We start from the raw sequence: 14,779 nt of genomic DNA on the forward strand, positions 1-14,779 counted from the left end.
AACCCTTAGAAGAAAAGGAAGAAGTATGAATAATCAATTCTCACAAAGAGTTTCCGACATTATCGTCTATAGTAAAGAAGAAGCTAATCGATTGAGAAGTAGGTATATAGGCCCTGAACACCTGCTTCTGGGAATGCTCCGCGACGGTGAAGGAAAAGCTATCGAGATATTGTCTAAACTCAACACCAATTTAGCTGCGATAAAGCAGCAGATTGAAGCTCAGTTGAAGGCAGAAGCTGATGATATGCTATTGCCCGATACAGAGGTGCCGTTGTCTAATGATGCGGCGAAAATATTAAAAATGTGTATATTAGAAGCACGTGGAATGAAAAGTAACATTGCTGACACAGAACATGTTTTGTTGGCAATCTTAAGAGAGAAAAACAATATGGCAGCTTCCGTACTTGAATCAAATAATGTAAATTACGTGAAAGTATTGGAACAAGCTACATTGCAACCGGATATTAATTCCGGTATGGGTTTTACTGAAGACGATGATGACGAAGAAGAAATGTCTTCATCACGCTCCGGTGGCAGAGGTAATGCCGAAGAACATCAGCAACAAGCGCAAACCGCTTCAAAAAAGCCGTCTAACGATACGCCGGTATTGGATAATTTCGGCACTGATATGACAAAAGCGGCAGAAGAAGGCCGGTTGGATCCTGTTGTTGGCAGAGAAAGAGAAATAGAACGCCTGGCGCAGATTTTAAGCCGTCGTAAAAAGAATAATCCAATTCTGATCGGAGAACCCGGCGTAGGTAAATCAGCTATTGTTGAAGGTCTTGCTCTAAGAATCATTCAGAAGAAAGTTTCACGGATTCTCTTTGATAAACGAGTGGTAGCTCTTGATATGACTGCTGTCGTCGCGGGGACCAAATACCGCGGACAGTTTGAAGAACGTATTCGTTCTATTCTCAATGAATTACAGAGAAACCCTAATGTGATTTTATTCATTGATGAGATTCATACCATTGTAGGTGCAGGTTCTGCCGCAGGCTCTATGGATGCGGCGAATATGCTAAAACCAGCATTGGCAAGAGGAGAAATACAGTGCATTGGTGCTACAACCCTTGATGAATATCGTAAAAATATTGAGAAGGATGGTGCTTTGGAACGTCGTTTTCAAAAAGTAATGGTAGAGCCTACCACTGCTGGAGAAACTCTTCAAATATTACGCAATATTAAAGACAAGTACGAGGATCATCACAATGTGTACTACACAGACGAGGCATTAGAAGCTTGTGTCAAGTTGACAGATCGTTACATTACAGACCGTAATTTCCCCGACAAGGCTATTGATGCTTTGGACGAAGCAGGCTCACGTGTACATCTTACGAATATCAATGTTCCAAAAGAAATAGAAGAACAAGAGAAGTTAATAGAAGAAGCCAAGAGCAAGAAAAATGAAGCTGTAAAATCACAGAATTTCGAACTCGCCGCCAGTTTCCGCGATAAAGAAAAAGAGCTCTCCTCCCAACTGGATGAGATGAAAAAAGAATGGGAAGCCAACTTGAAAGAAAATAGGCAAACTGTCGATGCAGAAGAAATAGCCAATGTTATATCAATGATGTCAGGCATTCCTGTGCAGCGTATGGCGCAGGCAGAAGGAATCAAACTTGCTGGTATGAAAGAAGACTTGCAGTCTAAGGTTATAGCACAAGATACCGCTATCGAAAAGTTGGTAAAAGCAATTCTCCGAAGTCGTGTGGGGCTTAAAGATCCGAACAAGCCGATTGGTACGTTTATGTTCTTAGGCCCGACAGGAGTTGGTAAGACTCATTTGGCCAAAGAATTAGCTAAATATATGTTTGGTTCTTCTGATGCGTTGATTCGTATAGATATGAGTGAGTATATGGAGAAGTTTACCGTATCACGTCTGGTTGGAGCACCTCCGGGATATGTAGGATATGAAGAAGGCGGACAATTAACAGAAAAAGTGCGTCGTAAACCATATTCTATCGTCCTGCTTGATGAAATAGAGAAAGCACATCCCGATGTGTTTAATCTCCTTCTTCAAGTAATGGATGAAGGTCGCCTAACTGACAGTTATGGCAGAATGGTAGATTTTAAAAATACGGTTATTATCATGACTTCCAATATTGGAACTCGTCAGTTGAAAGATTTTGGTCGCGGGGTCGGATTTGCAACACAAAGCCGTCTGGATGACAAAGAATTTTCGCGAAGTGTCATACAGAAAGCTTTGAATAAATCATTCGCGCCCGAATTTATCAACCGTGTAGATGAAATCATAACATTTGACCAACTTTCCTTGGAAGCTATTACGAAGATTATTGATATTGAGCTGAAAGGATTGTATGATAGAATCGAAGCTATTGGTTATAAACTTGTTGTTGAAGATAAGGCGAAAGAATTTATTGCTGGAAAAGGGTATGACGTACAATATGGTGCCCGTCCTTTAAAGCGAGCAATTCAGACATATTTGGAAGATGGATTATCTGAACTTATCATATCTTCTTCTTTAAAAGAAAAAGATATAATTCAAGTCTCTCTTAATGAAGAAAAAGGAGGTTTGGAGATGAAAGTCGTTACTCCTCAATAAAGGATTTATTTTCAATAAGGGCACATAAGATATGCCATAATGTCAGACCTTAGGGTCTGGCATTTTTTTTGTGTTTATCTGAACAAATATATCAACTAAAATCAATCAAATAGATAAATTAAAAAATATACGTATTATGCAAAAAGGTAATATTGGGGTTACAACAGAAAACATTTTCCCTATCATCAAAAAGTTTTTGTACAGTGACCATGAAATTTTTCTTCGTGAATTAGTATCCAATGCAGTAGATGCCACTCAGAAGCTAAATACACTCGCTTCTATTGGTGAATTTAAAGGTGAACTAGGCGATTTGACTATTCATGTTGAATTAGGTAAAGACACCATTACTATCTCCGATCACGGTATTGGTCTGACTGCAGAAGAAATCGAAAAATACATCAATCAAATCGCATTCTCAGGAGCTAATGACTTCCTGGAAAAATACAAGAATGATGCAAATGCTATTATCGGTCATTTCGGACTTGGGTTCTATTCAGCATTTATGGTCGCCAAGAAAGTTGAAATCATCACCAAATCGTATAGAGATGGTGCACAAGCTGTAAAATGGACTTGTGATGGTAGCCCAGAATTTACTATTGAAGAAGTAGATAAAGCAGGTCGTGGTTCAGATATCATCTTATACATTGATGATGACTGCAAAGAGTTTCTTGAAGAATCCCGTATATCTGAGCTTTTGAAAAAATATTGCAGTTTCCTTCCTGTTCCTATTGCCTTTGGAAAGAAAAAAGAATGGAAAGATGGCAAACAAGTAGAAACAGCCGAAGATAATATCATTAATGATACTACTCCTTTGTGGACACGCAAACCAAGTGAACTTTCGGATGAGGACTACAAATCGTTTTATAGTAAGTTGTATCCGATGTCTGATGAACCACTTTTCTGGATTCATCTGAATGTGGATTATCCATTCCATTTAACGGGTATCCTCTATTTCCCTAAAGTAAAAAGTAATATTGAACTGAACAAGAATAAAATTCAATTATATTGCAACCAGGTGTATGTGACAGATTCAGTTGAAGGCATTGTACCGGACTTTTTAACTTTATTGCATGGGGTCATAGATTCTCCGGATATACCATTGAATGTTTCCCGTTCATATTTGCAAAGCGATTCGAATGTGAAGAAGATATCAACATATATCACGAAGAAAGTTTCCGACCGTTTGCAATCTATCTTTAAGAATGACCGCAAACAGTTTGAAGACAAGTGGAATGATTTGAAAATATTTATCAATTATGGTATGCTGACTCAAGAGGATTTTTACGAGAAAGCGCAGAAATTCGCCCTTTTCACCGATACGGATAGTAAACATTACACATTTGAAGAATACCAAACTTTGATTAAAGATAATCAGACAGACAAAGACGGAAATCTGATTTATTTATATGCTAATAATAAGGATGAACAATATAGTTATATAGAGGCAGCTACCAATAAAGGCTATGATGTTTTGTTGATGGATGGTCAATTAGATGTAGCTATGGTAAGCATGTTGGAACAAAAATTCGAGAAATCTCGTTTTACCCGTGTGGATAGTGATGTTGTTGACAATCTTATTGTAAAAGAAGATAGAAAAAGCGAAGTATTGGAAGCAGGCAAACAAGATGCTATTACAATCGCCTTTAAGAGTCAATTACCTAAAATGGATAAGGTTGAATTTAACGTTATGACACAAGCGTTAGGAGAAAACACAGCTCCAGTAATGATTACCCAAAGTGAATATATGCGCCGTATGAAAGAAATGGCAAATATTCAGGCTGGAATGAGTTTTTATGGAGAAATGCCTGATATGTTCAACTTAATATTGAATTCAGATCATAAGTTAATAAAAGAAGTGCTTAATGAAGAAGAAAGTGCTTGCCAGGCAGAAGTTGCCCCAATACAGTCGGAAATGGATGCTGTCAATAAACAACGTAATGAGTTGAAAGATAAACAAAAAGGCAAAAAGGACGAAGATATCCCAACCTCTGAAAAAGACGAATTGAATGATTTGGATAAGAAATGGGATGATCTGAAAAGTAAAAAAGAAGCTATTTTTGTTGGTTATGCCAGCAATAATAAAGTGATTCGTCAACTTATTGATTTGGCTTTGTTGCAAAACAATATGTTGAAAGGTGAAGCTTTGAATAACTTCGTAAAGCGTAGTATCGAGCTGATTTAATATCGCCCCTTTATCCATTATATAACTTCAGGAAAGAGCATTCGACGTTAAAACACGTCGTAATGCTCTTTTTCGATTTAAAACGGTTGATAAAATATCGATTAATTGAAAAGTATTGTATATATTTGAACGTTTAAAAAGACAAAAGTTCAACTGTTTGATTTGGGTTATGAGAAAAATTCTTCTTGTGTTTATTACTTTATGGCTAATCGTACCAGCTATCTATGCCCAAAAAGTAGGTCTTGTATTAAGTGGAGGCGGTGCTAAAGGATTGACACACATTGGTATTATTCGTGCTCTGGAAGAAAATAATATCCCTATCGATTATATTGCAGGTACCTCCATGGGGGCCATAATCGGTTCTCTGTATGCTATGGGATATTCTCCTGATGACATGGTAGAACTTTTAAAGTCAGAAGACTTTAAAAGATGGTATTCCGGAGAAGTAGAAGAGAAATATGTATATCACTTTAAAAAGAATCTTCCTACTCCTGAGTTCTTCAATATTCGTTTCTCCTTTAGAGATTCTCTAAAAAGTTTGAAACCTCAATTCCTGCCCACTAGCGTCGTAAATCCAATTCAAATGAATCTGGTTTTCGTTGATCTGTACGCACGTGCCACTGCAGCATGTAAAGGTGATTTCGACAAACTCTTTGTTCCTTTTCGCTGTATTGCCTCCGACGTATACAATAAGAAACAATTAATCATGAAAGAAGGCGATTTAGGAGATGCTGTCAGAGCATCAATGAGTTTTCCGTTCATGTTCAAGCCCATCGAGATTGATAACGTATTAGCCTATGATGGGGGAATTTATAATAATTTTCCGACAGATGTCATGAAGAACGATTTTCATCCGGATATTATTATCGGAAGTGTCGTTTCGGCTAATCCCACTAAACCTAAAGAAAATGATCTCATGAGCCAGATTGAAAATATGGTAATGCAGAAAACTGACTACTCTATTCCGGATTCAATGGGGATTTTGATGACATTTAAGTATGATAATGTTGGTCTTATGGATTTTCAACGTGTTGACGAATTACATGATATAGGTTATAATCGGACTCTCAGTATGATGGATTCGATAAAAAGCCGCATACATCGACGCGTAAATCTTGATAATATACGTCTAAGAAGAATGGTCTACCGAAGTAATTATCCTGAATTACGATTCAAGAATATCATTATTGACGGTGCCAACACACAACAGCAAGCATACATAAAAAAAGAATTTCATAAATCAGATAACAAAGAATTCAGCTACGAAGACTTGAAACAAGGGTATTTCCGTCTACTTTCGGATAATATGATTTCCGAAATTATTCCACACGCTATCTATAATCCGGAAGATGATACTTACGATTTGCATCTGAAAGTCAAATTGGAAAATAATTTTGCCGTAAGATTAGGAGGTAATATATCCACATCTAATTCCAATCAGATTTATCTGGGGCTCAGTTATCAGGATTTAAATTACTATGCCAAGGAATTTGTTTTTGACGGCCAACTTGGAAAGGTATACAATAATGCCCAGTTTATGGCTAAAATAGACTTTTCTACTGCTATACCTACTTCATATCGCTTCATCGCATCTATCAGTACTTTCGACTATTTCAAGAAGGATAAACTTTTCTCCAGAAATGACAAACCGGCATTTAACCAAAAGGATGAACGATTCCTAAAGCTACAAGTAGGCCTGCCATTTCTTTCAAGCAAACGGGCAGAGTTTGGAATAGGGATTGCAAGGATAGAAGATAAATATTTTCAGAAAAGTGTAATAGACTTTGGAAACGATAAGTTTGATAAAAGTCGCTACGATTTGTTTGGTGGTTCTATCAGTTTTAACGGAAGCACATTAAACTCACGACAATACCCGACACGTGGTTATAGAGAAGCCCTCATTGCCCAAATTTTCATTGGAAGAGAGCGATTCTATCCGGGAGAAGGTGCTACTGGAAATAATAATAAGGAGCACCACTCCTGGTTGCAATTATCCTATATGAAAGAGAAATACCACAATATGAGTGAACATTGGGTGTTAGGGTGGTATTTGAAAGCATTATATGCCTCTAAGAATTTTTCAGAGAACTATACTGCAACAATGATGCAGGCTGGTGAATTTTCTCCCACACAGCATAGTAAGCTCACTTATAATGAAGCATTTCGTGCCAACCAGTTTGTTGGTGCCGGTATCCGGCCTATCTATCGTTTAAACCAGATGTTTCATCTTCGAGGAGAATTTTATGGTTTTATGCCCATTTATCCGATTGAAAGAAATTCATTGAATAAGGCATATTATGGAAAAGCCTTCTCTAAATTCGAATATTTAGGAGAAATATCTGTTGTGTGTCAATTACCATTCGGAGACATCTCGGCATATGTAAATCATTATAGCTCACCGAAAAGAGAGTGGAATGTCGGACTGAGTATTGGTTGGCAACTATTCAATTACCGATTCATTGAATAAATTTTCTACAAAAAAGTCGTTGAAATGCTTGCTAATTCGGGAAAAGTACGTATCTTTGCACCCGTTAAAACGAAACAATGGTCGCGTAGCTCAACTGAATAGAGTAGCTGACTACGGATCAGCCGGTTACAGGTTTGAATCCTGTCGCGATCACTTATCGAATTAACAAAATGGCCGCGTAGCTCAACTGAATAGAGTAGCTGACTACGGATCAGCCGGTTACAGGTTTGAATCCTGTCGCGGTCACTCTTCAAAACTATTATTAGGTCGCGTAGCTCAACTGAATAGAGTAGCTGACTACGGATCAGCCGGTTACAGGTTTGAATCCTGTCGCGATCACTGAAATCCTCTGCATATTATGTGGAGGATTTTATTTTTTGCCCATTTCATCGAAGAAAATGTATCTTCAATCCTAGAAAAATCACCCTTCACATTACTCTATCCATCGTGATAGAATTAAAGTGAAGGGTGATTCATTTATATACCGCAACAAGAATCGGTTTTCCTTGTATTAGCATTTAATATTTAACTCGTTCAAGACCTTACGTATCGCTTCAAACGTAGTAATTCGAGTAGGAACCAATGGCAAACGAAGTTTATTTTCAATCATTCCCATTGCGTTCAACATAGATTTTACTCCTGCAGGATTCCCGTCTACAAATAACAGGTTAAATAATTCCGTAAATTTGTGATGAATAGTCAGTGCATTAGCAAAGTCTCCTTGTAGTGCCAAACGCGTCATACGACTGAATTCGCGAGGAAAAGCGTTGCCAATTACTGAAATTACGCCAACAGCTCCTAATGTAATCAAGGGAAACGTGATACCATCGTCTCCGGAGATAACATTAAAATTTTCCGGTTTATTTTTTATGATATCATCCATTTGTGTAATATTACCGGATGCTTCCTTAATGGCAATAACATTATTGAAGTCACGTGCAATGCGCAAAGTAGTCTCGGCGGTCATATTTACTCCTGTACGTCCCGGAACATTATACAATACAATAGGAAGTTCCGTTGCTTCCGCAATCGCTTTATAATGTTGATAAATACCTTCTTGGGAAGGTTTATTATAATATGGCACAACAGACAATATAGCGTCAACTCCTGTAAAATCATCGTTTTTCAGAGTTTCTACAATGGCGCGAGTATTATTACCACCCACCCCCAACAGAATAGGAATTCTTCCGTTAACGCGGTCGATTACCATTTTTTTTATGGTTTTCTTTTCTTCTTCAGTAAGAGTCGGTGTTTCGGCCGTAGTTCCCAGCACACACAAGAAATCCGCATTATTCTGCAAGAGATAGTCTACCATGCGCATCAGCGCGTCATAGTCAACGCTCTCATCCTCTTTGAAAGGAGTAATCAGTGCTACCCCCATTCCTTTCAATTTAGTCTGTATCATGAGTTTTAATTATAATCTCTAATTTATTTAGCCGTATAAGTTTCAGAAATTCGTCCTCGCTTAGTATGGTTATTCCTAGTTTTTTTGCTTTTTCCAGCTTTGCAGGTCCCATATTCTCTCCAGCAAGTATAAAACTAGTCTTTGCAGAGATGCTTCCCACGTTCTTTCCACCATTCTTCTCAATGAGCTCTTTATATTCATCACGCGAATGATGAGTAAATACGCCGCTGATAACGATAGATTGTCCGGCAAGTTTATCCGTATATTCGCTTAAGTCCTCCTCGGTACGATAAAGTTGTAATCCTGCAGCCTTCAATCTGTTAATTAGCTCACAATTTGACTCATTAGCAAAATATGAAAGGATACTTTGAGCTATTTTTTCGCCGATTTCATCGATACTTATCAATGTTTCAAGATCCGCCTGCTGCAATTCATCTATATTCTCAAATGACTTGGCAATTTTCTTCGCTACTGTTTCACCCACAAAACGAATTCCCAAAGCAAAGATCACACGTTCAAAAGGAACGGCTTTACTTTGAGCAATTCCTGTTATGATATTCTCAGCAGATTTCTCACCCATACGGTCCAGTCCTTTAATATTTTCAACTGACAGATCATATAAATCAGCCGTATTGTGAATCAATCCCAATCGATAGAACATATCCACTGTTTCCGGCCCTAATCCATCAATATTCATGGCTTTCCGACTAATAAAGTGCTCTATTTTACCCTTAATCTGAGGAGGGCATGCTGTTTCATTAGGGCAATAGTGGGCAGCTTCACCTTCATATCTCACCAATTTGCTATTACATTCAGGACAATTAGTAATAAACCTGACCTTTTCACCTAACATAAAACTACGCGCGTCCTTATCCACTCCGGTAATTTTAGGAATGATTTCCCCACCTTTTTCTACATATACCATGTCTCCGATGTGCAAATCAAGCCCCTCAATAATATCTGCATTGTGCAATGACGCACGTTTCACGACAGTTCCCGAAAGTTGGACCGGATCTAAATTGGCTACAGGTGTGACTGCTCCCGTTCGACCAACCTGATAAGTAACTTTATTTAGACGAGTCAGCGCCCGTTCCGCCTGAAATTTATAGGCAATTGCCCACCTGGGAGATTTTGCTGTGAAACCCAGATTCTTTTGCTGTCTAAGACTATTTACCTTTAAAACAATACCATCAGTCGCAACAGGTAAATTTTTCCGTTCAACATCCCAATAATTGATAAATTCAAAGACTTCTTCCAGTGTTTTGCATTTACGTGTCAGATCAGAAATCTTAAATCCCCATTTTGCTGCTTCCTGAAGATTCTCATAATGCCCGTCGCAAGGCAAATTATCGCCCAACAAATAATACAAATACGCATCCAACTTACGAGAAGCTACAATCGCTGAATTTTGAAGTTTCAATGTTCCGGACGCCGCATTTCTTGGATTGGCAAAAAGAGGTTCTTCGCGAGCTTCTTTTTCACGGTTCAGCTCCTCGAACACTTCCCATGGCATAAGAATCTCTCCACGAATCTCAAAAGAAGAAGGATAATTATCGCCATGCAATACAAGTGGAATAGAACGGATTGTCTTTACATTATCTGTCACATCGTCACCTTTTTCTCCGTCACCACGAGTGACGGCACGAACTAACTTTCCGTTTTCGTAAGTTAACGAAATGGATGTTCCGTCGTATTTCATCTCACAGCAAATCTCAAAATCTTCATTCAATGCTTTGCGAACCCGATCATAAAAATCTGTCACTTCAGCTTCCGAATAAGTATTTGCCAAAGATAACATAGGATATTTATGTGCTACCTGCGTAAAATTCTTATTTATATCACTGCCTACACGCATTGTAGGCGAATTTTCATCTTTATATTCCGGGTGAGCCTGCTCCAAGTCCTGAAGTTCACGTATCTTCTCGTCAAACTCCTTGTCGGATATTTCGGGAGCATTCAACACGTAGTAATTATAGTTATGCCGATGAAGTTCGGCACGTAATCCTTCTATTTTCTCTTTTATATCCATAATTCTTAGATTGTTTAAGGCAAAAATACAGGTTTATCTTTGAATATTTGTACTTTTGCGAAAAATTAAAGATTATGCGTATTGATATTATAACGGTTTTGCCAGAGATGATTGAAGGCTTTTTCAATTGTTCGATAATGAAACGAGCTCAAAACAAAGGACTTGCAGAGATTCATATCCATAATCTCCGCGATTATACTGAAGATAAATATCGTCGTGTAGATGATTATCCTTTCGGAGGATTTGCCGGTATGGTAATGAAGATCGAACCTATTGAACGTTGCATCAATGCTTTGAAAGCAGAACGTGACTATGACGAGGTGATTTTTACTACTCCTGACGGAGAACAATTTAATCAGCCTATGGCCAATTCTCTTTCTTTGGCTCAGAACCTGATTATTCTTTGCGGCCATTTTAAAGGAATAGATTTTCGTATCAGGGAGCATCTGATTACGAAAGAAATCAGTATAGGAGATTATGTATTGACAGGTGGTGAACTGGCAGCGGCAGTTATGGCAGACGCTATTGTCCGCATCATTCCCGGAGTCATTTCCGATGAACAGTCTGCTCTTTCGGATTCATTTCAGGATAATTTGTTGGCAGCACCGGTATATACACGGCCAGCCGATTATAATGGTTGGAAAGTTCCCGATATCCTATTGTCCGGACACGAAGCCAAAATTAAAGAATGGGAGTTGCAGCAATCATTAGAACGTACGAAAAGACTTCGTCCTGATTTATTAGAAGAATAACTTGATTGTAAAAATACATGCAAATAAAAACGACGGTGGAAATGGATTGAGTTTTCACCGTCGTTTTTTATTTATGACCTGTTCAAGGATTTTATTTAATTTTCCTCATACGCATTTTTTCTTGATAATTCCTTTATTTAAAAAGACTCTTTCAATAAGTATATGTTAAGAGGAAAATAACACTTATTCATGAAAATTTATGCGAAGGGTTATCATGTGTTTTCAATTATACCTCAAGTGCACCTATTATTTCTTTCACAGACTTACATCCATGTCTATCCAAGTAATTATTTATACCTTCTGCTACTTTAACCGTAACAGCTGGATCTATGAAATTTGCTGTACCAATCTGGATAGCTGACGCACCGGCAAGCATAAATTCAACGGCATCTTTCCAGTTCATGATACCTCCCAATCCTATGACCGGAATATTTACTGCTTTAGCAACTTGCCAAACCATGCGTAATGCTATCGGTTTTACGGCAGCACCGGACATTCCTCCAGTTACAGTCGACAGGATAGGACGTTTACGCTCTGCATCAATGGCCATTCCCAGCAATGTATTGATTAATGACACGCTATCTGCACCACTTTCTTCTGCTGCACGGGCTATTTCTGTAATATCAGTCACGTTCGGAGAGAGTTTTACGATAAGTGTCTTTTTGTAAGCTGAACGTACTGCTTTTACTACTTCAGAAGCTCCTTTTGCTGACACGCCAAAGGCCATGCCACCTTGCTTTACATTAGGGCATGAGATGTTTAACTCTATGGCAGGAATTTTGTCAAGTTCATTAATAATTTCGGCTGTTTTCACATAATCTTCAATGGCAGATCCCGATACGTTTACAATCATATTCGTCCGGATGTCTTTTATACGGGGATATATATGCTCTACAAAGTAATCAACTCCCTTATTTTGCAGTCCCACAGCGTTTAACATCCCCGAAGGAGTTTCTGCCATACGCGGATATGGGTTTCCTTCACGTTTGTGAAGGGTTGTCCCCTTTACAATGATACCACCTATTCGCGCTATATCAATGAAATCAGAGAACTCTTCGCCATATCCAAATGTACCCGATGCGGTCATCACCGGATTTTTCATTTGTAATTCACCAATATTTACACTTAAATCTGCCATAGTAGTTTATTTATATTAAAAACAGGACCTTCTTTACATACACACAAGTGACCTTCTGTCGTGTTCTCCACACAACAAAGACAGGCACCGATTCCACAAGCCATTGTGTTTTCCAAAGAGACTTCACATTCTATTTGATTACTTTTGGCATATTTTGCCACCGCTACCATCATCGGCTTGGGACCGCAAGTATAAATCTGTTCAAAACGCACCTTATTTAATATGGAATGTTGGGTAACATATCCTTTTTCTCCGTGACTGCCATCTTCCGTAGTAGTATACACTTCGCCATATTTAACAAATTCTTCCAGTTGCAACAGATCCTTATCACTACGTGCACCCAAAAGAAAGGTAGGTTTATGACCATTCTTAGCCAATTGCTCGCCCAAATATAACATCGGTGCTGTTCCAACACCTCCACCAACTAACAAAAGCTTATCTGAAGGATTCTGAGGCATTGTATAGCCATTTCCTAATGGAAGTACCACATTGATAACATCACCCGGATTTACTTCTGCCAATCGCCTTGTTCCGTCTCCAAGCAACTGGATGAGAAACCACACTTCGTTTCGCTGTTTGTCTACAAAATTAATAGAGATAGGGCGACGCAAGAATGTAGTAGGCGAACCGTCCACCCGAAGTTCGGCAAACTGTCCCGGTAGCATTTCGGGCAGCAATGACTGAGAAGTCAACTTTAGCAATACATAGTTAGCATGCAGTTTGATATTCTCAGTAACCGTCAGATCTAAAATAAATTTCTTCATGTATGGATATAAAAAGTATAAATTCGTATTCCGGGTACAAAGATACAGGAATTTGCTCAAACCTGCGATTTTACCACTTATTTTTCAGGTCTAAACGTTTCATAGGTATTATCATCAAAGAAAATTCTTATTTCAGTAATTTTCCTGGCAGGCTTTTCTATATACCTAATCTCTTGTTTTACAATCTCTTTAGGTGTATTTCCGGTACTTCTTAATGCCATTTCCTTGCGATTTTCCAAAGTAATCGTCTCTTTGGACGGATTTACAGGATTCTCATCAAACAAAGAAGGTTGATAATCACCATTAGAGGAAGCCAATGAAGATTCTTCAGCAGAAGCCAACATTTCACCTCTTCCATATAGTAACCATTCAAGATTTACGTAATTATAAGTCTGGTGAACTTTCATCACTACTTCCAGGCTTGGTTTGTTCCGGTCATTTAAAATATGTGAGAGAGTAGATTGCTGAACTCCGATTGTTTCAGCAAAAACTCTGGGAGGAACTTTTTCTCTCTCCATTATCATCCTAATTCTGTCTTTTATTTCCATATAGCCTTTTTTGATTACAATTGTGTGCATAACATGCTGATTTCACAAAAATACAAATCCTTTATGTGAATATACAAAGGTAAATATTTTGTTTCACAAATGCAAATCATAAATCTAAAAATATAGATATGACAAATGTATGTATTTGTTTACTGATGTATTAGTATGTTTGTATACTCATAAAAACACTATCTTTCTAAATCATATTTCAAGTTTAATAAAAAGTGGTAAATAACTAATTATTAATTATATATTATTCGTAATTTATTTATTGATTTTGTTATTCACAAAAATACATTGTGTATAATATAGTCTATTATAGTAAAAATTTAGATATCACATGCATATTACTGATAAACAGGTGTATAAATGTGTAAAAATAAAGTGTTAACCCCTCTCCTTTCACCTTTATACTACTTTATTTATTCTTGTAATTTACATCATATACTTTTGTGTATAGCTTCTTCTCGTTACACTTGTGTTTGCATTACAATATTATATTTCACAAACAGAAAGTGTAAGATACACAAAAGTGAAATTGAGTAGTTGCATCAGCAATAAAACAAGAGAAAAAATCTATAATTCACCCATGTATATCGAACGCTTTTCAAATCATCTTTTACATGTCAGGTCTAAAATGGTAAATCCTTGCAATATTTACGTACTCTTCACCTATTCTCTACTTTTTTTCAATTCTAGAGGCCTTATTTTTATCATAATAATCTATAATACAGAGTGTTATTCCCATTTTTATGATATTAATCTTTAGATAAACTAGAAAAAATGGGGAGATTATTACAGAAAATCATAAAACTATCAAAATGACAGACCAGGTTTTAAACAAAAGGAAGTTTCTCTTTCGTTTTCGCTTAAAAAATCAAGAGGATATTATATACATTACAAGTTTTGATTTAATCTTGATTTTTCAATGGGA

General features: G+C 37.5%; 9 protein-coding genes and 3 tRNA genes. 7 read left to right on the forward strand and 5 right to left on the reverse strand.

The features are described from left to right. Positions 1-25: 25 nt before the first annotated feature. The 6 genes from BHV72_RS12110 (at position 26) to BHV72_RS12135 (ending at position 7,548) form a co-directional block, all read left to right on the forward strand. Positions 26-2,560: an ATP-dependent Clp protease ATP-binding subunit gene (locus BHV72_RS12110; protein ID WP_022041521.1), complete on the forward strand. Its 2,535-nt coding sequence runs from the start codon at positions 26-28 to the stop codon at positions 2,558-2,560. Positions 2,561-2,696: 136 nt separating this feature from the next. After that, the gene (gene htpG / locus BHV72_RS12115; RefSeq protein WP_005675814.1) at positions 2,697-4,742 is read left to right on the forward strand and encodes a molecular chaperone HtpG; all 2,046 of its coding nucleotides are present in this window, start codon (positions 2,697-2,699) and stop codon (positions 4,740-4,742) included. A 169-nt stretch (positions 4,743-4,911) separates the two neighbouring features. Continuing rightward, positions 4,912-7,209: a patatin-like phospholipase family protein gene (locus tag BHV72_RS12120; protein ID WP_022041522.1), complete on the forward strand. Its 2,298-nt coding sequence runs from the start codon at positions 4,912-4,914 to the stop codon at positions 7,207-7,209. Between the two features lie 79 nt (positions 7,210-7,288). Beyond that, positions 7,289-7,362 (forward strand) — tRNA-Arg (locus BHV72_RS12125). A 19-nt stretch (positions 7,363-7,381) separates the two neighbouring features. After that, positions 7,382-7,455: transfer RNA gene (locus BHV72_RS12130), tRNA-Arg, on the forward strand. 19 nt (positions 7,456-7,474) lie between these two features. Further along, positions 7,475-7,548 (forward strand) — tRNA-Arg (locus BHV72_RS12135). A gap of 172 nt (positions 7,549-7,720) precedes the next feature. Here BHV72_RS12135 and dapA read toward each other — a convergent pair. Continuing rightward, complete coding sequence (gene dapA, locus BHV72_RS12140; RefSeq protein WP_005675818.1) at positions 7,721-8,614, reverse strand: 4-hydroxy-tetrahydrodipicolinate synthase; 894 nt, start codon at positions 8,612-8,614, stop codon at positions 7,721-7,723. Continuing rightward, positions 8,601-10,643: an NAD-dependent DNA ligase LigA gene (ligA, locus tag BHV72_RS12145; protein WP_286856101.1), complete on the reverse strand. Its 2,043-nt coding sequence runs from the start codon at positions 10,641-10,643 to the stop codon at positions 8,601-8,603. The genes dapA and ligA overlap by 14 nt, the downstream gene beginning before the upstream one ends. Before the next feature lie 74 nt (positions 10,644-10,717). Here ligA and trmD point away from each other — a divergent pair, with 74 nt between their 5' ends. Continuing rightward, a complete protein-coding gene (trmD, locus tag BHV72_RS12150) occupies positions 10,718-11,395 on the forward strand; it encodes a tRNA (guanosine(37)-N1)-methyltransferase TrmD (RefSeq protein ID WP_005675820.1) in 678 nt (225 codons plus the stop codon). 226 nt (positions 11,396-11,621) lie between these two features. Here the strand turns inward: trmD and BHV72_RS12155 are convergent, their stop codons facing one another. The 3 genes from BHV72_RS12155 to BHV72_RS12165 all read right to left on the reverse strand — a co-directional run bounded on the left by BHV72_RS12155 (position 11,622) and on the right by BHV72_RS12165 (position 13,845). Further along, positions 11,622-12,533 (reverse strand): dihydroorotate dehydrogenase, encoded by a 912-nt coding sequence (locus tag BHV72_RS12155; RefSeq protein WP_005681149.1) that lies wholly within the window; start codon positions 12,531-12,533, stop codon positions 11,622-11,624. Further along, the gene (locus BHV72_RS12160; protein ID WP_005675822.1) at positions 12,521-13,297 is read right to left on the reverse strand and encodes a dihydroorotate dehydrogenase electron transfer subunit; all 777 of its coding nucleotides are present in this window, start codon (positions 13,295-13,297) and stop codon (positions 12,521-12,523) included. Before BHV72_RS12160 ends, BHV72_RS12155 begins: the two co-directional genes overlap by 13 nt. A gap of 77 nt (positions 13,298-13,374) precedes the next feature. Then, complete coding sequence (locus BHV72_RS12165) at positions 13,375-13,845, reverse strand: helix-turn-helix domain-containing protein (protein ID WP_032838141.1); 471 nt, start codon at positions 13,843-13,845, stop codon at positions 13,375-13,377. Positions 13,846-14,779 lie beyond the last annotated feature (934 nt).

This window comes from Bacteroides sp. 43_46 (assembly GCF_001915455.1).
Classification (GTDB): Bacteria; Bacteroidota; Bacteroidia; order Bacteroidales; family Bacteroidaceae; genus Bacteroides; species Bacteroides caccae.